18 protein-coding genes and 1 pseudogene are annotated in these 17,813 nt (G+C 68.7%); 9 read left to right on the top strand and 10 right to left on the bottom strand.

What is annotated here, in order from left to right; all coding sequences use genetic code 11:
- Position 1: 1 nt before the first annotated feature.
- On the bottom strand, positions 2 to 1,294 hold the full coding sequence (locus ABZV40_RS28300; RefSeq protein WP_355447847.1) for a D-arabinono-1,4-lactone oxidase: 1,293 nt from the start codon (positions 1,292 to 1,294) through the stop codon (positions 2 to 4).
- A 74-nt stretch (positions 1,295 to 1,368) separates the two neighbouring features.
- Here ABZV40_RS28300 and ABZV40_RS28295 point away from each other — a divergent pair, with 74 nt between their 5' ends.
- Entirely contained in the window at positions 1,369 to 2,550 is a 1,182-nt protein-coding gene (locus ABZV40_RS28295; protein ID WP_355447844.1) for an amino acid deaminase/aldolase, read from the top strand.
- Positions 2,551 to 2,565: 15 nt separating this feature from the next.
- Here the strand turns inward: ABZV40_RS28295 and ABZV40_RS28290 are convergent, their stop codons facing one another.
- Positions 2,566 to 3,180, bottom strand: a complete 615-nt coding sequence (locus tag ABZV40_RS28290) for a TetR/AcrR family transcriptional regulator (protein WP_355447841.1) — start codon at positions 3,178 to 3,180, stop codon at positions 2,566 to 2,568.
- 113 nt (positions 3,181 to 3,293) lie between these two features.
- Here ABZV40_RS28290 and ABZV40_RS28285 point away from each other — a divergent pair, with 113 nt between their 5' ends.
- The 3 genes from ABZV40_RS28285 to ABZV40_RS28275 are packed head-to-tail and all read left to right on the top strand — an operon-like array spanning position 3,294 to position 6,530.
- Positions 3,294 to 4,550 (top strand): GH1 family beta-glucosidase, encoded by a 1,257-nt coding sequence (locus ABZV40_RS28285; RefSeq protein WP_355447839.1) that lies wholly within the window; start codon positions 3,294 to 3,296, stop codon positions 4,548 to 4,550.
- Between the two features lie 40 nt (positions 4,551 to 4,590).
- Complete coding sequence (locus ABZV40_RS28280; protein WP_355447963.1) at positions 4,591 to 5,751, top strand: MFS transporter; 1,161 nt, start codon at positions 4,591 to 4,593, stop codon at positions 5,749 to 5,751.
- The gene (locus ABZV40_RS28275; RefSeq protein WP_355447836.1) at positions 5,751 to 6,530 is read left to right on the top strand and encodes an SDR family NAD(P)-dependent oxidoreductase; all 780 of its coding nucleotides are present in this window, start codon (positions 5,751 to 5,753) and stop codon (positions 6,528 to 6,530) included. The genes ABZV40_RS28280 and ABZV40_RS28275 overlap by 1 nt, the downstream gene beginning before the upstream one ends.
- Positions 6,531 to 6,838: 308 nt before the next feature.
- Here ABZV40_RS28275 and ABZV40_RS28270 read toward each other — a convergent pair whose 3' ends face one another.
- Complete coding sequence (locus ABZV40_RS28270; protein ID WP_035909125.1) at positions 6,839 to 7,198, bottom strand: hypothetical protein; 360 nt, start codon at positions 7,196 to 7,198, stop codon at positions 6,839 to 6,841.
- A gap of 13 nt (positions 7,199 to 7,211) precedes the next feature.
- Positions 7,212 to 7,445, bottom strand: a complete 234-nt coding sequence (locus tag ABZV40_RS28265) for a hypothetical protein (RefSeq protein ID WP_045313063.1) — start codon at positions 7,443 to 7,445, stop codon at positions 7,212 to 7,214.
- A 246-nt stretch (positions 7,446 to 7,691) separates the two neighbouring features.
- Between ABZV40_RS28265 and ABZV40_RS28260 the strand changes: the two genes are divergently transcribed.
- Entirely contained in the window at positions 7,692 to 9,074 is a 1,383-nt protein-coding gene (locus ABZV40_RS28260) for a helix-turn-helix transcriptional regulator (protein WP_355447832.1), read from the top strand.
- A 152-nt stretch (positions 9,075 to 9,226) separates the two neighbouring features.
- A complete protein-coding gene (locus tag ABZV40_RS28255; protein ID WP_109632983.1) occupies positions 9,227 to 9,508 on the top strand; it encodes a hypothetical protein in 282 nt (93 codons plus the stop codon).
- Between the two features lie 82 nt (positions 9,509 to 9,590).
- On the opposite strand, the gene ABZV40_RS28250 is transcribed toward ABZV40_RS28255, so the two are convergent.
- Positions 9,591 to 10,310 carry an SDR family oxidoreductase gene (locus ABZV40_RS28250; RefSeq protein WP_355447828.1) on the bottom strand — a complete coding sequence of 240 codons (720 nt, stop codon included), beginning with the start codon at positions 10,308 to 10,310 and terminating at the stop codon, positions 9,591 to 9,593.
- A gap of 87 nt (positions 10,311 to 10,397) precedes the next feature.
- Here ABZV40_RS28250 and ABZV40_RS28245 point away from each other — a divergent pair, with 87 nt between their 5' ends.
- On the top strand, positions 10,398 to 11,231 hold the full coding sequence (locus ABZV40_RS28245; RefSeq protein WP_355447825.1) for a LysR family transcriptional regulator: 834 nt from the start codon (positions 10,398 to 10,400) through the stop codon (positions 11,229 to 11,231).
- On the opposite strand, the gene ABZV40_RS28240 is transcribed toward ABZV40_RS28245, so the two are convergent.
- The 4 genes from ABZV40_RS28240 to ABZV40_RS28225 form a co-directional block, all read right to left on the bottom strand.
- Entirely contained in the window at positions 11,224 to 12,243 is a 1,020-nt protein-coding gene (locus ABZV40_RS28240) for a CopD family protein (protein ID WP_355447822.1), read from the bottom strand. The two genes, ABZV40_RS28245 and ABZV40_RS28240, sit on opposite strands and share 8 nt — an antisense overlap.
- Entirely contained in the window at positions 12,240 to 12,767 is a 528-nt protein-coding gene (locus ABZV40_RS28235; RefSeq protein ID WP_355447819.1) for a copper resistance CopC family protein, read from the bottom strand. Before ABZV40_RS28235 ends, ABZV40_RS28240 begins: the two co-directional genes overlap by 4 nt.
- Positions 12,764 to 13,471, bottom strand: coding sequence for a YcnI family protein (locus ABZV40_RS28230; protein ID WP_355447816.1), 708 nt, complete (start codon positions 13,469 to 13,471; stop codon positions 12,764 to 12,766). Before ABZV40_RS28230 ends, ABZV40_RS28235 begins: the two co-directional genes overlap by 4 nt.
- 64 nt (positions 13,472 to 13,535) lie before the next feature.
- Positions 13,536 to 14,051, bottom strand: a complete 516-nt coding sequence (locus tag ABZV40_RS28225; protein WP_355447813.1) for a hypothetical protein — start codon at positions 14,049 to 14,051, stop codon at positions 13,536 to 13,538.
- A 58-nt stretch (positions 14,052 to 14,109) separates the two neighbouring features.
- On the opposite strand from ABZV40_RS28225, the gene ABZV40_RS28220 reads away from it, so the two are divergent.
- The gene (locus tag ABZV40_RS28220; RefSeq protein WP_355447810.1) at positions 14,110 to 15,750 is read left to right on the top strand and encodes a BCCT family transporter; all 1,641 of its coding nucleotides are present in this window, start codon (positions 14,110 to 14,112) and stop codon (positions 15,748 to 15,750) included.
- Here the strand turns inward: ABZV40_RS28220 and ABZV40_RS28215 are convergent.
- Positions 15,631 to 16,059, bottom strand: a pseudogene (locus ABZV40_RS28215) (DUF6474 family protein); the annotation flags it as partial. The gene ABZV40_RS28220 and the pseudogene ABZV40_RS28215 sit on opposite strands and share 120 nt — an antisense overlap.
- Positions 16,060 to 16,141: 82 nt before the next feature.
- Here ABZV40_RS28215 and ABZV40_RS28210 point away from each other — a divergent pair.
- On the top strand, positions 16,142 to 17,785 hold the full coding sequence (locus ABZV40_RS28210; protein WP_355447808.1) for a TM0106 family RecB-like putative nuclease: 1,644 nt from the start codon (positions 16,142 to 16,144) through the stop codon (positions 17,783 to 17,785).
- Positions 17,786 to 17,813 lie beyond the last annotated feature (28 nt).

Below are 17,813 nucleotides of genomic sequence, written 5' to 3'. Positions count from 1 at the left end.
CTCAGCCGAGCACGCGGTCCAGGTAGGCGTTGGTGAAGGTGCGGTTCGGGTCCACCTCGTCGCGCACCCGCAGGAAGTCGTCGAAGTGCGGGTACAGCGGGCGGAGTTCGGCGGACGTGAGGTCGTGCATCTTGCCCCAGTGCGGGCGGCCGCCCACCGACTTGGCGATGCTCGCGTACGCGTCGAAGAACGCCTTGTACGGCATGCCCAACGCCTGGTGCATCGAGATGTAGGCGGTGTCGCGGCCGTTCGCCGTGGACATCCAGATGTCGTCCGCCTGGGCCACGCGGACCTCGCACGGCACGATCAGGGCGTCGCGGTCGCCGAGCCGGTCGGCCACCGCGCGGAGCTCGCCGATGACGTCCAGCAGGGTCTCGCGCGGGATCGAGAACTCCGTCTCCACGAACCGGACTCGCCTGGGCGTCACGAAGACGTTGTGGGAGTAGTCGGAGTAGGAACGCTCGGAGATCAGCGCGCCGCACATCTCGTTGAGCTTGCGGGTGTAGCGGGGGAAGGTCTTGGCCACCTTGCACACCGCGCCGAACGCCGCGTTCTCCATGACCTCGTACTCCCAGGTCTGCCGGAGCTTGGAGAGCGGGCGGGCCGGTTCCGAAATTCTGTTGTTGCGCTTGATGATCACGCGGTCCGAGTGGGTGAACCAGTGGAACTCGACGTGGTCCTCGACGGCGCAGAGGTCGTCGAACTGTTCGAGCACGGCGTCCAGACGGCCCGGCGCCTCGGAGGCCTGCAGCACGAAGGACGGGACGCAGCGCAGGGTCAGGGTGCTGATGACGCCGAGCGCGCCGAGGCCCACGCGGGCCGCGTTGAAGAGGTCCGGGCGTTCGGTGCGGGAGCAGGTGACGACCGAGCCGTCGGCCAGGACGAGTTCCAGTGACTCGATCGTGGTGGCGAGAACGCCCAGCTTGGCGCCGGTGCCGTGGGTCGAGGTGGAGAGCGCGCCGGCGACGGTCTGGGCGTCGATGTCGCCCAGGTTCGGCATGGCCAGGCCCAGGCGGTGCAGGTCGGCGTTGAAGGCGCGCAGCTGGGTGCCGGAGCGGACGGTCACCAGGCCGGTTTCCGTGTCCGCGCGCACGATTCCCGTCCAACGGTCCAGGTCGAGCGCCACTTCGGGCGCGACCGCGATGTCGTTGAACGAGTGACCGCTGCCCCGCGCGCGGACACGGCCGCCGGACGTGACGGTCGCGGCGATTTCATCCGTGCTCGTCGGGTGGACGACGCGTGTGGGGTTGCACGACGCGGTTCTAGCCCAGTTCGTCCACACACGGACCTCCACGAGAGAGTGTGACCTGCGAGTAACGTAAGTGAAAGCCCTTCACGTTTCAAGGGTTTTCGACGTACCGTCAGGGCATGCGCAGAACACGACTCGACGCCGCGACGAAGGACCTGGATCCTCCGTTCGCGATCGTCGACCTGGACGCCTTCGACCACAACGCGGCGGACCTCGCCCGTCGCGCTGCCGGTCACCCGATCCGGGTCGCCAGCAAGTCGATCCGTGTGCGCGACCTGGTGAGCCGGGCGCTGGAACGGCCCGGCTACCACGGGGTCATGTGCTACTCGCTGGCCGAGGCGCTGTGGTTGTCGGAGCAGAACATCAGCGACGACCTGCTGGTGGCGTACCCGACGGCCGACCGGGCGGCGCTGCAGAAGCTCGCGGCGAACGAGACCGCACGTCAGCGGGTCACGATCATGGTCGACTCGGTAGAGCACCTGGACTTCGTGGACGCGGCGATCGGGCCGCACTCGGACATCCGGGTCTGCCTGGAGCTGGACGTGTCGTGGCGGCCGCTGCCCGGCGTGCACATCGGCCCGCGCCGCTCGTCGATCCACACCCCGCAGCAGGCCAGGGCGTTGGCCGCCAAGATCACCCAACGGCGTGGCTTCAAGCTCGTCGGCGTCATGGCGTACGAGGGGCAGATCGCCGGTCTGGGCGACAACCCGCCCGGTCAGCCGCTGCGTGCGCTCGGAATCCGGTTCATCCAGGCCAAGTCGGGGCCCGAGCTGATCCACCGCAGGACGGCTGTCATCAGTGCGGTCCGGCAGGTCGCCGACCTGGAGTTCGTCAACGGCGGCGGCACCGGCAGCCTGGAGCTGACCGGCTCCGACCCGTCGGTCACCGAGCTCGCGGCCGGCAGCGGGCTGTTCGGGCCGACGTTGTTCGACGCGTACCAGGCGTTCAAGCCGGAACCCGCCGCGCTCTTCGCGCTCTCGGTCGTGCGCAAGCCGACCAAGCGGGTCGCGACGCTCTTCGCCGGCGGCTACATCGCGTCCGGCACGCCCACGCCCGACCGGCAGCCGTCGCCGTACCTGCCGAAGGGGCTGAAGACGCTGGGTCTCGAAGGGGCCGGTGAGGTGCAGACGCCGGTCACCGGGAAGGCGGCGGAGCACCTGAAGATCGGTGACCGCGTCTGGATGCGGCACGCCAAGGCGGGCGAGTTGTTCGAGCGGTTCGACGAGGTGCACCTGGTGCACGGTGACCGCATCGAGCGCACCGTGCCCACGTACCGCGGTGAGCGCAGGAACTTCGGCTAGCAGGTCCAGGCAGGTCTAGGCGGGCAGGCGCGAGGACAGGTAGCCCCTGACCAGCGCCCTCGCCTCGGCCAGGATCGCCGGGTCGCCCATCGCGCTGTTGCGGAACGCCATCTTCATCACCGCGTCGGCTGCCTCGACCGCGATCGCGATCGGCAGCTGGACCTCGGTCATCGGAATTCCGAAGCGGCCGGAGATGAGCTCGGAGATCTTGTCGGAGATGACCGCGTTGTTGTCGCGGCGGTCGTCCAGCAGCCGCATGTCCACGACGTCACCGAAGTGCAGCCGCCCGAACGCGGGGATCTCGCGGTGCATCGTCACGTAGACGTCGAACACCGTGTCCACGGCGTCCCACCAGTGCTCCAGCGTCGCCTGCTGGAGCCGTTCGGTGATGCCGTGGGAGAACCTGTCGACGTTGCGCAGTGTCAGTGCCTGCACGACGGCTCTCTTGTCGGGGAAGAACTGGTACAGCGATCCGACCGCGACACCCGCCCTCTCCGCGATCAACGTCGTGGTGACGCCGTCGTAGCCCACTTCGTCGATGAGAGTGGCGCAGGCCTCGAGCATTCGCTCGACTCTCTTGGCGCTGCGCTGCTGGACAGGCTGACGGCGGAGCGGGGTGGTGCTCGTCACGGCGACTCCCAGTAGTTCGGGTACATCTCATCTTGCCTGTTGTACGGCCTTTTCACTTCCCTGAACCTGTCAACACGCCTACGATCCGAACAAGTTTCACATTTGGAGGATCGATGAGCGACTTCCTCTGGGGAGTGTCGACGTCCGCGTTCCAGATCGAGGGCGCGTTCGATGCAGGCGGCCGTGGTGCCTCCGTGTGGGACGACTTCGCTCCGGTACACGACAACGACAACGCGTCAGTTGCGTGCGACCACTACCACCGGTGGCGCGAAGACGTTGCGCTCATGACGCAGCTCGGCGTCAACGCGTATCGGTTCTCGATCGCGTGGCCGCGCATCCAGCCCACCGGCAAGGGGCCCGTCAACGCTGAGGGGCTCGACTTCTACGACCGCCTGGTCGACGCCCTCGTCGAAGTCGGCATCGCTCCCGTGGTCACGTTGTACCACTGGGACACGCCGTTGGAGCTGGAAGCGGAGGGCGGTTGGCTGAATCGGGACATCGCCGACCGGTTCGCCGACTACACCGCGCTGGTCGCGGACCGCCTCGCCGACCGGGTGAAGCTCTGGATCCCGATCAACGAACCCGCGATGGTGACGTTGCAGGGCTATGCGATCGGTGTGCACGCACCCGGCAAGGCGTTGCTCTTCGACGCGTTGCCGACCGCCCACCACCTGAACCTGGCGCACGGCCGTTCGGTCGAGGTGCTGCGGTCGTACAACGCACAAGCCGTTGGCACGGCGAACAACCACACACCGGCGTGGGCGGAGAACCCCGACAGCCCGGCGGACCAGGCCGCGGCCGCCGCCTACAGCGACATCCACAACTGGCTGTACGCGGATCCGATGCTCGCCGGCCGATATCCGGACTCCGTGGCGGAACTGCTGCCGATCCAGGACGGCGACCTCGCCACGATCCAGCAGCCGCTCGACTTCTACGGCGTGAACTACTACAACCCGACCCGGTTGCGGGCGCCGTCCGAGGGCAACCCGCTGCCGTTCGACCTGGTCGACATCGAGGAGTACCCGAAGACCGCGTTCGGCTGGCCGATCGTGCCGTCCGGGCTGTCCGAGATGATCGGCGTTCTCCGCGAACGGTTCCCGAACCTGCCACCGGTTTACGTCACCGAGAGCGGCTGCAGCTTCCCGGACGAGGTCGAGGACGCCGACCGGGTCTCCTACCTGGACGGACACCTCAGCGCCGCGCGGGAAGCGGACGTCTCCGGCTACTTCGTGTGGTCGCTGCTCGACAACTTCGAGTGGGAGTCCGGATACTCCCAGCGGTTCGGCCTGGTGCACGTCGACTACGAGACGCAGCGCCGCACGCCGCGCGCCTCGTTCCACTGGTACAGAAGGGTGATCAGTGGTGAGTGAAGCTCTTGCGGAACCGGTGGTGCGCGTCCGCCGCGGGTGGATGGCGTGGTTGTTCTGCGCGAACCTCGGGCTGTGGCTGGCGGTCTACGCGCCGATCCAGGTCCTGCTGCCGCAACAGGCCGAGCTGCTGAACAAGGCGAACAAGGAGTTCGTGTTCGGCGTCGTCACCGGCGTCGGCGGACTCGTGTCGTTGTTCATCGTGCCGCTCATCGGAACCTTGAGCGATCGCACGACTTCACGGTTCGGTCGTCGTCATCCGTGGACGTTGGCCGGCGCTGTTGTCGGTGCCATCGGTCTCGCCGTGCTCGCCAACGCGCCGTCAGTGCTCATCATGACGATCGGCTGGTGCCTGGTGCAGGCGGGGATCGGCGGCATGCTCGCCGCGCTGACCGCTGTGGTGCCGGACCAAGTGCCTGTCGAGCAACGAGCTCAGGTCGGCGGACTCATCGGCATCAGCCAGATGCTCGGCACCGTGCTCGGTGCGGTCGTCGTGACGTTGCTGGTCAGTGGACTCGAGGCCGGCTATCTGGCGTGCGCGATCATCGTCCTGATCGGTGCGCTGTTCTTCGTGTGGAGGACGCCCGACACGCAGCTCATCGTGAAGCCGGTGAGGCCGACGTTCTGGATCTCGCCGCGCGAGCACCCGGACTTCGCGTGGGCCTGGAGCGGTCACCTGTTGATCAACCTCGGCAACGCGTTCGGCACGCTCTACCTCCTCTACTTCCTCGGCGACGTGGTCCACTACCCGTCTCCGGAGGACGGTCTGCTGGTGCTGATGGCGCTCTACGGGGTGGCGCTCGCCGCAGGAGCGGTGCTGTTCGGCGCACGAAGTGATCGTTCTGGCCGCCGCAAGCCGTACGTGTACGGTGCCGCGGCCGTGATGACGCTGGCGGCGGTGTTGCTGGTGATCTGGCCGACCTGGGCCGCGGTGCTGGTCGCCGCACCACTGCTCGGCGTGGGCTTCGGCATTTACTGGGCGGTCGCGATCGCACTGCTCACCCAGGTGCTGCCCGCCGCGGCCGACCGAGCCAAGGACCTGGGCGTGCTGAACGTCGCCAACGCGTTGCCGCAGGTCGTGGCCCCCTTGCTCACTGCGGGGATCTTGGCCAACCTTGGTGGCTACCGCGGTCTGTTCGCCGCGTCGGCGTTGGCGACGGCGCTGGCGGCGGCGTTGATGAGTCGAGTGCGATCGGTGGTCTGATGCAGCTGTCGGGCAAGAGGGTTCTGGTCACGGGAGCGTCCCAGGGGATCGGCGCCGAGGCCGCGTTCCGGTTCGCGGCCCACGGCGCGCACGTCCACCTTGTGGCTCGGAGCGCCGAACTGCTCGATCTGCAGGTCAAACGGATCACCGAGTTCGGCGGCTCGGCGACCGCGCACGTGGCCGACCTGTCGGACGCCGCGGAGATCCACGCGCTCGCCGAGAGCGTTCCGGCACCCGATGTGCTCGTGAACAACGCCGGCGTCGGCCGCTGGCTGTTCCTCGACGACACGTCCGCCGAGGAGCTGCAGACCATGACCGCCGTGCCGTACCTGGCGGCGTTGCTCCTGACCAGGGAATACCTGGGCGCGATGCGCGCTCGCGGTTCCGGCTGGATCGTCAACGTGAACTCACCGGTGTCGCGGCTGCCGATTCCCGGCTGCGCGGGCTACCAGTCGGCGCGCTGGGCGTTGCGCGGCCTGACCGCGTCGCTGCGCCTGGACCTGCGCGGAACCGGCGTCGGAATCAGCGAAGTGGTGCCGGGCAAGGTGTCCAGCGAGTACTTCGACAACAACCCCGGTGCCGAGGAACGGATCCCGGCGATCGCTCGGCTGATCCCCACGGTGACGCCTGCGCAGTGCGCGAAGGCGATCGTCGACGCGGTGGAGAAGGAACGCGCCGAGCACCTGTTCCCGTGGCAGCTCAAGGCGTTCGAACTCTCCGGCCGGCTCTTCCCGGGCCTGACGTCGTACCTGACCTGGAGGACCGGCACACACCGCTGATCTTGTCGGTGGTGCTGAGTACGTTGAAACGCAGGGGTTCCCAGCCAGGGGGTACCCCTGCGCGAGCGTGGAAACGGCCCCTTGCCTGCGCGGGAGGTGCAGACAAGGGGCCGACGTGGTGACCGCGGACCGGCGCCGGTCGGGGAGGGAAGGTGCACGTCACCGGCCCGCGGGAATCTGTGGAGTTGTGAGCTGACCGGGGTCCGCGATGTCGCGGTCGGGGGTTCGCACATCGCGGACACCCGGTCAGTAGGCCGTTTGCAGACCTGGTCGTGTCGGGGGGACGCCAGGTCGGTCGCAAAGGCCCGTTAGTGGGCTCGAGCCACCGCGCGGCGGGTCCTGGTGACAGGAGGGGTCACCGGAGCCTCGCGCAGGTGGCGAGCCGGGCGCGGGGCGAGTCCGCCCGCAACCAGGTGTTCGTACGCGGCGCGCCACACCGAGCAAGGTGACTTCTGCTGGCGCCAACGGCCGGAGCACTCGGGGCAGTTGCCCTTCTCGTCCGGCTCGTGCGCTGCCAGCAGAGCACGCCATCCCTCGGTCAGCCGAGGGAGCTCGGATCGAGCCACCGACAGCAGGGACGGGGCGTCCGCGCGGCTCGCCAGCTCCGTGAGCAGGTCGAGGCGTTCCCACACAGCGTTGCGAAGAACCTGTCCGAGGATCGCGTCCATCGAAACGTCACCGTCACCTTTCCGCCTGGTCGGCGGCTTCGCGTAGCGCAGCCCTGAGCTGTACGAGCTGGTCGTGGGACAAGACTGCCGTCTCCCCGGGAGGCCCGACCAGAACCACTTGGCCCTGAACGACCTTCACGGTGAGCTGGCGGTCCCGGTCGACCACGTCGCCGCAGCTGATCTGCCACGTCCGACGCTGCCCGGTCGTGCCGCGCCATGTGGATTCGGTGTCACCCGTCTCCACAATGGAGGTGGAGCCAGGGGAGGAGCTGTCCACGATTGGTCGTTCCTCTCCGTGCTCACTCGCTTACCGGAATCTAGATTGCGATGATTCATGCCGGAACGGGACGTCGCAGCGCTGACCGGTGGAAGTCTTACGGTGAGCGGTAAGCGGTGTTCGGTGGGGCCGATCAGCCTCGCCGAAGAGGACTTCTCGACCAGGGGACCTGCCCCTAGTCTGCCGATGACGCCCAACGGACTGTGAGGGTGCGCGATGAACACCATGAGTTCCCAGGGCTCTCCGATTCCCGCCGAGGTGTGGGATCAGCAGGAGATGCGGGACGCACTGGCCCGACGAGAGATCAGCTCGGTCTACCGGCTGCTCCGACGGCACGGCGTGTCCCAGCGCCAGATCGCGGCGCTCACGGGTCAGTCGCAGTCCGAGGTCTCGGAGATCCTCAAGGGACGCCAGGTGATGGCCTATGACGTCCTGACGCGGATCGCCGTTGGCCTGGGTGTCCCACGTGGATACATGGGTCTCGCCTATGACGAGACAACGGCAGTGAGGGTGGCCGCAACCGCGGACTCACCCCATCCTGAGGAGGACGAGTCGGTGAAGCGTCGGAAGTTCCTCGCGCACGCCGCCGCCGTGACAGTCGGCGCGGCCGTGTTCGGAGCGGACTCCGGGTCGTGGGTTTCTCACCCCACACAGACTCCGGCTCCGGGACGCATCGGCATGACCGATGTGCGCCAGGTCGAAGCGGCGACGCGGGCTCTGCGTGCCCTCGACTACCAGTACGGCGGCGGTTCCTGCCGCGACGCGGTCGTGGCCCAGTTGTCGTGGGGCCAGCAGATGCTCGGTGCGAGCTCCACGGACGTCGTTCGCCAGCGCCTCTACGTCGCCCTGGCCGACCTGCACAACCTCGCCGGCTGGACCTCGTTCGACACGGGCCTCATGGACTCGGCCCGCAACCACTTCGGTCAGGCGCTCGACCTCGCCAAGCAGGGCGAGAACGAGGCGCTGATGGCGAACATCCTCTACCGCATGGGCCGCGTGTACTTGCACCAGAACGCCCCCGACGACGCGCTGAAGGTGTTCCAGCTGGGTCAGCTGGCCGCGCAGAACTCCGGTTCCGAACTGGCCGTGGGCATCCTGTGCGCGAACGAGGCCTGGGCCTACGCGAAGATGGGCTCCGACGAGCAGGCGCTGAAGCTGCTCGGCCGCGCGCGCGACGAGTTCTCCCGCGCGAACGTCGCCGAAGCCCCCGCCTGGGCCAAGTTCTTCAACGAGATCGACCTCTCGTCCATGATCGGCACGGTGCACACGGAGCTGGCGCAGACGGTGGACGCCAAGTACTCGCGGACCGCCATTCCGGCGCTGTCCAAGGCGATCAACAACTTCGGTGACGAGTACGCGCGCAGCCGCTCGTTCAATCTGACCTCGATGGCCATCAACCACCTGCTCCAGGGCGACATCGACCACGGCGCCAAGGTCGGCCGCCAGGCCGTCGACCTGTCGGAAAGCCTGAAGTCCGTGCGCACCAAGCAGCGCATGGAGCCGCTGCGCCAGGAGGCCGAGAAGCGCCGCAACAACCCCGAGGCCCGCGAGCTGGCGGACCGCGTGGCCCGCTTCACCGGTACCGAGTCGGCCGCCTGATCCGATCTCGTTTGGGTCCTATAGCACCACTTTCGGATGGTGTGGGACACGAACCGGTAACGCCAGGCCCTTCTCCCACGAATGCAGCATCGACGGGCGAGAAATCCACGCCTAAGGTGCGGCAGGTCGGGGCGAAGGACGAGGTGCGGCGCGTGAGCCTTACTCGGAGGTGGCGTTCCAAGAGAGCGCTGCGGTCCGCGCAGTTGCTCGATGAGGTGGTGGACACCCAGCTGCCGCTGCTGGCGGCGTTCGACGAGGAGCGACGGCGCAGGTCAGCCGACTACCTCGCGGAGCTGGTGGCTCTCGCGCAGGACTACCGCTACTACGCCAACGGCTGGATCGACAGCCGCGAGCTGGACCGGCGGGGCCAGCGGACGATGAACCGGCTGGCGCGCATGCGCGAGGAATCTTCGGCCCGACTGATCACCGACTAGTCCGTTCGTGGGCAGCTCGTCGTGCTGATCGGACCACTCGCCGAGTGCGGGCCCGATCGCGCGGATGTTTCACGTTGAACAATCACCAGGGCACCGGTCCGTCGTGGTCGAACAGGCCACCGGTCGGACCGTCGTCGGGAAGGGTGGCCAGCTTGATCGCGATCCTGGCTCCCTCCGCGGGCGTGTCCCTGCCCTGGAAGCCGTTGAGGTCGGTCGCCACGTAACCGGGGCAGGCACCGTTGACCTTGAAGTTCTCCAGTTCCTTGGCGTACTGGACGGTGATCGCGTTCAGGTACGTCTTCGACGGCGAGTAGGTCCCGCTGACCCCGCCCAGGGGCCCACCCGGCCCGCTCTGGAACGTCAGCGACGCGACGTGGCTCGACAGGTTCACGATTCGCGGCTTCGCTGAACGGCGCAGCAGCGGCAACAACGCGTTGGTGACCCGGACGACGCCGATCACGTTGGTCTCCACCACCGTCCTGATGCCCTCCGGCGTGGTGGTCGACGGCTGGTCCGGCCACCCTCCGGCGATCGCGGCGTTGTTGACCAGGACGTCGAGCCGACCGAACCGCTCCTCGAACAGCGCTGCTGCTTCGCTGGCGCTCTCGTCGTCGGTCACGTCCAACGGTACGAAGAACGCGTCAACGCCCTCCGCACCCAGTTTCGCCGCTGCTTCCTCGCCTCGCTGACGGTCCCGCGCGCCGACTCCAACGGCCATCCCCAGCGCACCGAGGCCTGCCGCGATCTCGTACCCGATGCCCTTGTTCGCGCCGGTGACCAGCGCAATCGTCTTTTCGCTCATGCGGTTGATCCTGGTGGGGACCGCACTTCAGACCAACATCACTTCAGTCGCGCAGCGATACCCGGCGGGTATGGATAATTCTGCGGTGTGGAGACACGAGAGCTCCGATACTTCGTCGCGGTCGCGGAAGAACTCCACTTCGGCCGCGCCGCCGAACGGCTCGGCATCGCCCAGCCGCCGCTCTCCCGGACCATCGCCCAGCTGGAACACCGGCTCGGCGTCGCGTTGCTGGAGCGCACCAGCCGCAAGGTCTCGCTGACGAACGCCGGCGCGGTGCTGCTGGCCGAGGCACGAGCGATCCTCGCCGCGGTCGTGGCGGCCGAGCGACGCGCCCGCGGTGCGGCCGCCGACCGGCCGTCACTCGTGATGGCCGCCAAGACCGGCGGCTCCGGCGAAGTGCTCGCGAAGCTGCTCGACGCCTACGCCGCCGAACCCGGCGCCATTCCCGTCGAACTGCTGCTGTGCGAGGCGAACCCCCACGTCCCGCTGCTCGACGGACGGGCCGACGTGGCGTTGCTGCACGAGCCGTACGAACCGACGAACGGCCTCGACGTGGAGGTGCTGAACACCGAGGCGCAGGTCGCTGTCATGCCGGGCTCTCATCCGCTGGCGATGCGGACGGGGTTGCGCATGGCCGACGTCCTGGCGGCACCGGAACTCGCGCGCTGGCCGGCGGCGGACGGCACCTACCCGGACGGAACCGGCGTCGAGGTGCGGAGTCTCACCCAGCTCCTGCAGATGGTCGGGCTGGGCAGGGCCGTCGCGGTGTTGCCGGAGGGCGTCTGCACCGGCCTGGCCGAGGGCCTGGTGGCGGTTCCCGTGGTCGACGCGCCGAAGGTGACGACCGTGATCGCCTGGCCGCCGCACAGCCGGTCGCGCGCACTCGCCGACCTGGTCAGGGTCGCGACGGGGTTCAGCTGACCGGAGCGCGGCTCAGGACCACGGCGAGACCGAACGCCACGCCCATGATGGTCACCTCCAGCACCGCCCACTGCACGATCGCGGTGACCTTGTGCTGGGAGATCTTCGGCAGCAGCCGCCACCGGATGTGCGCGCCCAGCAGCGCGATCAGCCCGGCGCACACCGCCTTGCCGAGGAACAGCAACCCGTAGCCGGTGGTGTACAGCGACTGCGGGAACGGGACGACGGGGTTGAGGATCAGCTCCAGCAGGCCGTTGAACAGGCCGGTCACCGCGACCACGACCAGTGCGACGGTCGCGACCTTCGAGAACTTCGGCAGCGCGACCGCCAGCAGTCCCTTCCGGTACGCGACCAGTGCCATCAACGCGCCGAGCCCGCCGGTCCAGGCCGCGGCGCCCAGCACGTGCAGCTCCATGGAGACCATCGAGTAGTCGTGGTACTTCCAGTTGGAGGCGTGCCCGGTCACGGGGATCGGCAGCAGGCCGAACATCGAGACGAGAATCCGCAGCTCAGCGGGCACCGACTCACCGCTGCGGACGGCCATCACGCCGATGACCAGGTAGATGAACGCGCAGGCCGCGCTGAACAGCAGCCCCTTGCCCGCACCGACCTTCGCGATGTAGTCGACGGCGTTGGCCACGCTGACGTTGCTGCCCGGCCGCAGCTCGGCGGCCTGCAGCACGATGGCCGTCAGCGCCGCGGCCACCCAGACGGCGGCGGCGATCACCGCGGCCGGGCGGGCGAGCCGCATCACCGGTTCGGTGTGCGTGGGCCGGTCGAAGCCGAGCAGCTTCGGCAGGATCGACAGGCCGACGACGACCGTCGCCGAGACGTCGAGCAGCACCCGCGTCACCGGCAGGCCGTACCGGACCACCGCCCCGGCGTCCGAGACCCCGGCGACCACGACGGGTGGTGCCAGCACGAGGCCGAGCGCGATGCCCGCGAGTGCGCCGAGCAGGAGCCCGGCGAGCACGCGGTAGTGGGAGGGGACGGCGGTCCGGACGTCGCTCATGCCTTGGCGCCCCCGCCACCGCGCAGGGCGAAGAACACGCCACCGCCGAGCAGCACCACGGCGCCGACGATCCACACCCAGATGGGCAGGCCGTCGCTCGAACCGTCGTCGGTCGCGCTGTTCGCCGCGACCTGGCGAGGCGTGCCGGTGCCGTCCTTGGTCAGCGTGAACGTCAGCTCACCGGAGACGGGGTGGCCGTCCGCGGACAGGATGCGGTAGCCGATCTTGTACTGCCCGGCCTTGCCGAGCGCGTTGATCTTCTGGGAGACCGCGGTGTCCTTGATCGTCGGGTCGCCCTCGACCTCGTAGTGGCCGCCGCCTGCGTCGGTGACCGAGATCGCGTTGATGCCCTGGCCGCCCTGCACGTCCTGGTCGAACGTCAGCGTCACCGTCGACGGGCCGACCTCCAGCGAGGTCTTGTCCTTCGGGTCGCTGCTGATCAGTGCGTTGTGCGCCGCCGCGGGGGCGGCCGTGGCGAGCACGGCCGCGCCGGCGAACAGGAACGCGACTAGTGCGCGCTTCATGCCTTGCGCCGCGAACGCAGGACCGCGCCGACGCCGAAGCCCAGGCCGAGCGCGCCGACGGCCAGGCCGGCACCGCCGAGGTAGCGGGCGGTCTGGTCGGAACCGGAGACCGACGCCTCGTGGGTGTCACCCTCGGTGTGGCCGGTCGCGCCGTGGTCGTGGTCGGACTCGGCGGCCTTCTTCGGGGCGAGCTTCAGCGCGGGCGCCGGGTGCTCCGGCTCCTTGCCGTCGGCGCCGGTCGACTGGGACCAGTCGACGACCTCGCCGTTCTCGTAGGTCTGCTTGGTCGGCAGTTCGAGCGTGTCCTTGCCCTCCGGCAGGGTGCCGAGCGCGACGAAGAACTCCTGGTACTCGTTGATCCCGATCTTCACGCCGGGGTCGGCGGTCCAGGTGATCGTCCGATAAGCCTCGGTGACCTCCTTGCCGGCGATGGTCACGGGCTTGTCGAGCTTGCCCTTGACGGCCTCGGCCTTCCAACCGGGCAGCGGCTTGGTGCGCACCGACGTGAGCGGGGTGTCCTGCGGCAGCGTCACCTCGATCTTGGTGGTGCCTGCGTTGTCCCGCTCGTTCGGGACGCGGAACGCGAAGGTGGCGCGGCCACCCTGGGTGAACTCCGCGGGCTGAGCGCTGACGTGCGCGGATGCGACGGACGGGGTGCCGAGGACAGCGAGTCCGGCAACGCCGAGCACGGCGAGCGTGCGCACGCCAAATCGATTTGTCGACATGAAGTTGTGGCTCCTGATTGCCAAGGGGATTGGGGACTGGGGGTCAGGAACCACAGGGCGGCCCGCGCCGCCCGTTCGCGCGCAGCACGTGCGCGTAGTGCGCGTTCTGCACGTACGGCGTGCTGGTGAACGCCCGCACCGGCTTGGTGACCGGCAGCGGCGTGAGCCTGCGGGGGATCAGGCGCGTGACCGCGGCGAACAGCCTGAACAGGGCGTTCTCCGCGTGGAACAGCAGGATCCCGGTCAGCGTCGCGGCGACGAGGTGCGCCACGAACATCCGCCAGGTGAGCGTGCCGGTGTGTTCGTGGTTGACCCACGTCAGCATGAGGTGCTGAGCGAGCTGGGCCGTGGCGAGACCGGCGATGACCGAGAGCTTCCCGGTCCGCTTGTCCGCGAGCGACGCGGCCGCGAACGCGATCAGCACGACCAGCGGCACCGCGTGGATGAACTCCGACAGCGCTCCGCCGCCCAGTCCGTGCGCGGCGATCGTGAGCGACGCAGAGGTCAGCGCGAGCGCGGCACCACGCAGGGTGCGCAACTCACTCGACCGTGTGCTCACGGCGCTGAGGGTAATCGGAGGAGTTTGCCCCGGTCTATGAGCGGGTAACTAGGGCCGCATGCACAACCAATGCGACCAGCCGGGCCGTACCGACCGTGTCGTGTTCGGCGTTGCCGCTGGTCTGACGCTCGCGTTCGTGACCTGGGGAATTGTCGGCACCTCCAGCTTGGCGTCCGTGTCGAAGACGGCGCTCGGCTGGGTGATCCAGCATCTGGGATGGGCCTTCGTGATCTCGGCCTCCGGGTTCGTCCTCTTCGCACTCTGGCTCGCCTTCAGCCGCTACGGCCGGATCCCGCTCGGCCGTGACGACGAGAAACCCGAGTTCAGGACCGTCTCGTGGGTCGCGATGATGTTCAGCGCCGGCATGGGCATCGGTCTGATGTTCTACGGCGTCAACGAGCCGCTGACGCACTACGTGAAGCCGCCGCCCGGCACGTCCGGTGATCCGCTGGAAAACGCCATGGCCACCACGCTGTTCCACTGGACGCTGCACCCGTGGGCGATCTACGCCATCGTCGGCATCGCCATCGCGTACAGCAGCTTCCGCCGCGGCCGGTCCTCGCTGATCAGCGCCGCGTTCACGCCGCTGCTGGGCCGTCGTGCGGCCAGCGGCTGGGGGCGGGCGATCGACGTCATGGCGATCTTCGCGACGTTGTTCGGCTCGGCCGCGTCACTGGGTCTGGGCGCCCTGCAGATCGGCAGCGGCCTGCAGGCCGCGGGCTGGACGGGCGGCGGGGTCGGCAGGGGTCTGCTGGTCGTCGTCATCGCGATCCTGACCGTGGCGTTCGTCGCGTCCGCCGTGTCCGGTGTGGCGCGCGGCATCCAGTGGCTGTCGAACATCAACATGGTGCTGGCCGTGGTGCTGGCGCTGTTCCTGTTCGTGGTCGGGCCGACCGTGTTCATCCTGAACCTGCTGCCCACGGCGCTGGGTGACTACTTCCGCGAGCTCGCCACGATGGCCGGACGGACCGCTGCCGCCGGTGGGGACGCCACCGAGACCTGGTTGTCCGGGTGGACGATCTTCTACTGGGCCTGGTGGATCTCGTGGACGCCGTTCGTCGGCATGTTCATCGCCCGCATCTCCCGCGGCCGCACCATCCGGCAGTTCGTCTCGGGCGTGATCCTGGTGCCGTCGGCGGTGTCGCTGGTGTGGTTCGCGATCATGGGCGGCACGGCGATCTTCGAGCAGCGCAACGGCGTCGACCTCGCCGGTCGGGCCACGCCGGAGTCGCAGCTGTTCTCGTTGCTCGACCAGTTCCCGCTGGCCACCGTCGCCGGGGTGGTGGTGATGGTGCTGGTGGCGATCTTCTTCGTGTCCGGCGCGGACGCGGCGTCGATCGTGATGGGCACGCTCTCGCAGTGCGGCTCGATCCGGCCGACGAAGCCCGTGGTGATCTTCTGGGGCGTGCTGACCGGTGCCGTCGCGGCGGTCATGCTGCTCGTCGGCGGGTCGAACGCGTTGACCGGGCTGCAGAACCTGACGATCATCGCCGCGCTGCCGTTCATGGTGGTGATGATCGGGCTGTGCTTCTCGCTGGTGCGCGACCTGCGGTCCGACCCGGTCATCCGGCGTTCAGCGCACGTCGAGGCGGCGCAGCAGCTCCTGCTCGATGGCGTCGAGATCGGTGCTGACGGCGCGGTGAGCGGCCTTGCGGCGGACCGACGGCATCCGCTCGGAAGCGCGCACGGCGGCAAGTAGCTGGGACAGTCGCGTCTCCGTCTTCGTCACCCAGGCGGAGTCGGAGGCGCGCAACCCCTCCATCGAGTCCGAGATCCCGACAATTCGCGCGTGCAGTCGGGCGCCATAGCCGGAGTACTTGCCGATGTCCGCGACGTCGATGCCGAGGCGGCGCGCGCGATAGCGGTCGTACTGCTCGCTCAGCATCCCGGCACCGCGGGCGATCACCGGAGCGAGCACCGGAATGAGCGCCGGGGCCACCACCTTCGCCACGCCGACCAGGTTCTTGGCCCTCTTGGGCGTGATCAGATGCCCGGTTCTGCGCGCCATTCGGGTACACCTCCTCCGTCAGATGAAACTTACTGCCCAGGTTGCTGACACATCAGGTCGACGCGCGACATACGCTGCATCCGTGACTTCCCAGGTGCAGCTAGACGCCGGCGTGGTCACTCGTTGTCGGCGGCGGGTGCACCTCGAAAACGATCCGGAGATGCGCGACGCTCCCAGAGCGGCGCCGGATCCGGCTTCGGAACAACGGAAAGCGGACGCGACGAACCATCGTCGCGCGGTGGCGGACGCACTCGCCAGAATCGTCGGCTCGGACCTCTTCGAGGTGCCGAACGGGCCGGACGTGCGCAGCGCGGACCGCGAACGCGTGACGCTCGCCGCGATGGAGATGGGTGCGCCGTACATCTGGGGCGCCGCGCTGCCGCGTGATCCGCGAGGCGGTCGTCGCGGCGGGATCGACCTGCTGGTCAAGGACTCCACCGGGTACGTGCCGGTGCTGGTGGTCCGGCACAAGATCACCGATCCCGGCCAGGGCGCGCGCACCAGCCCGTTGACCATGCCGTTGCCCGGTGGCAGCCGCACGGACCCGCACCGCAAGGTCCGCCCTCAGCCGCGTGACCAGCTGCGGCTCGCCCACGCGCAACGGCAGCTGCAGGCCGCCGGGTACGCCGCGCACGGGCGCGCCACCGGTGGCGTGATCGGCATGGACGCGGACGTCGTGCTGTGGCACGACCTGGAGGCGCCGACGTGGCCGGGCGGCCGCAACGCGCTGGCCGAGTACGACGCCAGGTTCTCCGACCGGCTGGCCGTGGCCCTGGCCGCGGCGAACCAGCGCGACCCGCTCGCGCGGCCGTCGCGGATCGTCGACTGCAAGACCTGCCCGTGGTGGCCGACCTGCGACAACGATCTCAAGCAGGACCGGGACGTCAGCCTCGTGGTGCGCGGTGAGGACGCCGTGGCGCTGCGGAAGATCGGTCTGTCCACTGTGGATGCACTTGCCGAGCTGGACCCGTCTGCCGAGGGGCCGATCCAGCTGGTGGGCATGCCGTTCGGCGACGCGGTGGTGCTGGCACGGGCCTGGCTGCGGGATCTCACGCTGGTGCGCCGGGTGCCGGAGATGAGGGTGCCGCGCGCGGACGTCGAGGTCGACGTCGACATGGAGAGCTTCGGCGATCTCGGCGCGTACATGTGGGGCTGCCTGCTGTCCGGAAAGGACATCGACGAGGAGCACGGGTACCGCGCGTTCGTCACGTGGGACGAGCTGCCGTGCGACGACGAGGCACGTTCGTTCGCCGAGTTCTGGACCTGGCTCACGGGCATCCGGCTGCGGGCGAAGGCACGCGGTCTGTCGTTCCGCGCCTACTGCTACAACGAGCTCGCGGAGAACCGCTGGCTGCTCGCCTCGGCGGAACGGTTCGCGGGCAGGCCCGGCATTCCGACGGTCGCCCAGATCAAGGAGTTCATCGAGTCGGACTCGTGGGTGGACCTGTTCGGGATCGTCCGCGAGCAGTTCCTGTGCGCGCACGGCAAGGGCCTGAAGATCATCGCGCCGGTCGCGGGGTTCTCCTGGCGCGACCCGGAGGCGGGCGGCGAGAACTCGATGCGCTGGTACCGGGCCGCGGTCGGCATGAACGGCGACGCGCTCGACATCGACCAACGGCGGCGGCTGCTCGAGTACAACGAGGACGACGTCCGGGCCACCCACCGCCTGCGCGAGTGGATGACCTCGGACGCGATGTCCCGTCTGCCGTTCGCGGGAGATCTCTGAAAAACGATGAACGGCGCATTTGTCCACC

The organism is Lentzea sp. NPDC004782, from assembly GCF_040609115.1.
Classification (GTDB): domain Bacteria; phylum Actinomycetota; class Actinomycetes; order Mycobacteriales; family Pseudonocardiaceae; genus Lentzea.
Note: the sequence above shows the minus strand (reverse complement) of the source record. Positions and strands in the feature narration are given on the sequence as shown.

Excerpts from the sequence above, each read along its gene's own strand:
- ABZV40_RS28240 (WP_355447822.1), bottom strand. The coding sequence starts at position 12,243 with ATGAGCGACGTCCGGACCGCCGTCCCCTCCCACTACCGCGTGCTCGCC.
- ABZV40_RS28235 (WP_355447819.1), bottom strand. The coding sequence starts at position 12,767 with ATGAAGCGCGCACTAGTCGCGTTCCTGTTCGCCGGCGCGGCCGTGCTC.
- ABZV40_RS28260 (WP_355447832.1), top strand. The coding sequence starts at position 7,692 with ATGAACACCATGAGTTCCCAGGGCTCTCCGATTCCCGCCGAGGTGTGG.
- ABZV40_RS28295 (WP_355447844.1), top strand. The coding sequence starts at position 1,369 with ATGCGCAGAACACGACTCGACGCCGCGACGAAGGACCTGGATCCTCCG.
- ABZV40_RS28275 (WP_355447836.1), top strand. The coding sequence starts at position 5,751 with ATGCAGCTGTCGGGCAAGAGGGTTCTGGTCACGGGAGCGTCCCAGGGG.
- ABZV40_RS28270 (WP_035909125.1), bottom strand. The coding sequence starts at position 7,198 with ATGGACGCGATCCTCGGACAGGTTCTTCGCAACGCTGTGTGGGAACGC.
- ABZV40_RS28250 (WP_355447828.1), bottom strand. The coding sequence starts at position 10,310 with ATGAGCGAAAAGACGATTGCGCTGGTCACCGGCGCGAACAAGGGCATC.
- ABZV40_RS28280 (WP_355447963.1), top strand. The coding sequence starts at position 4,591 with ATGGCGTGGTTGTTCTGCGCGAACCTCGGGCTGTGGCTGGCGGTCTAC.
- ABZV40_RS28285 (WP_355447839.1), top strand. The coding sequence starts at position 3,294 with ATGAGCGACTTCCTCTGGGGAGTGTCGACGTCCGCGTTCCAGATCGAG.
- ABZV40_RS28220 (WP_355447810.1), top strand. The coding sequence starts at position 14,110 with ATGCACAACCAATGCGACCAGCCGGGCCGTACCGACCGTGTCGTGTTC.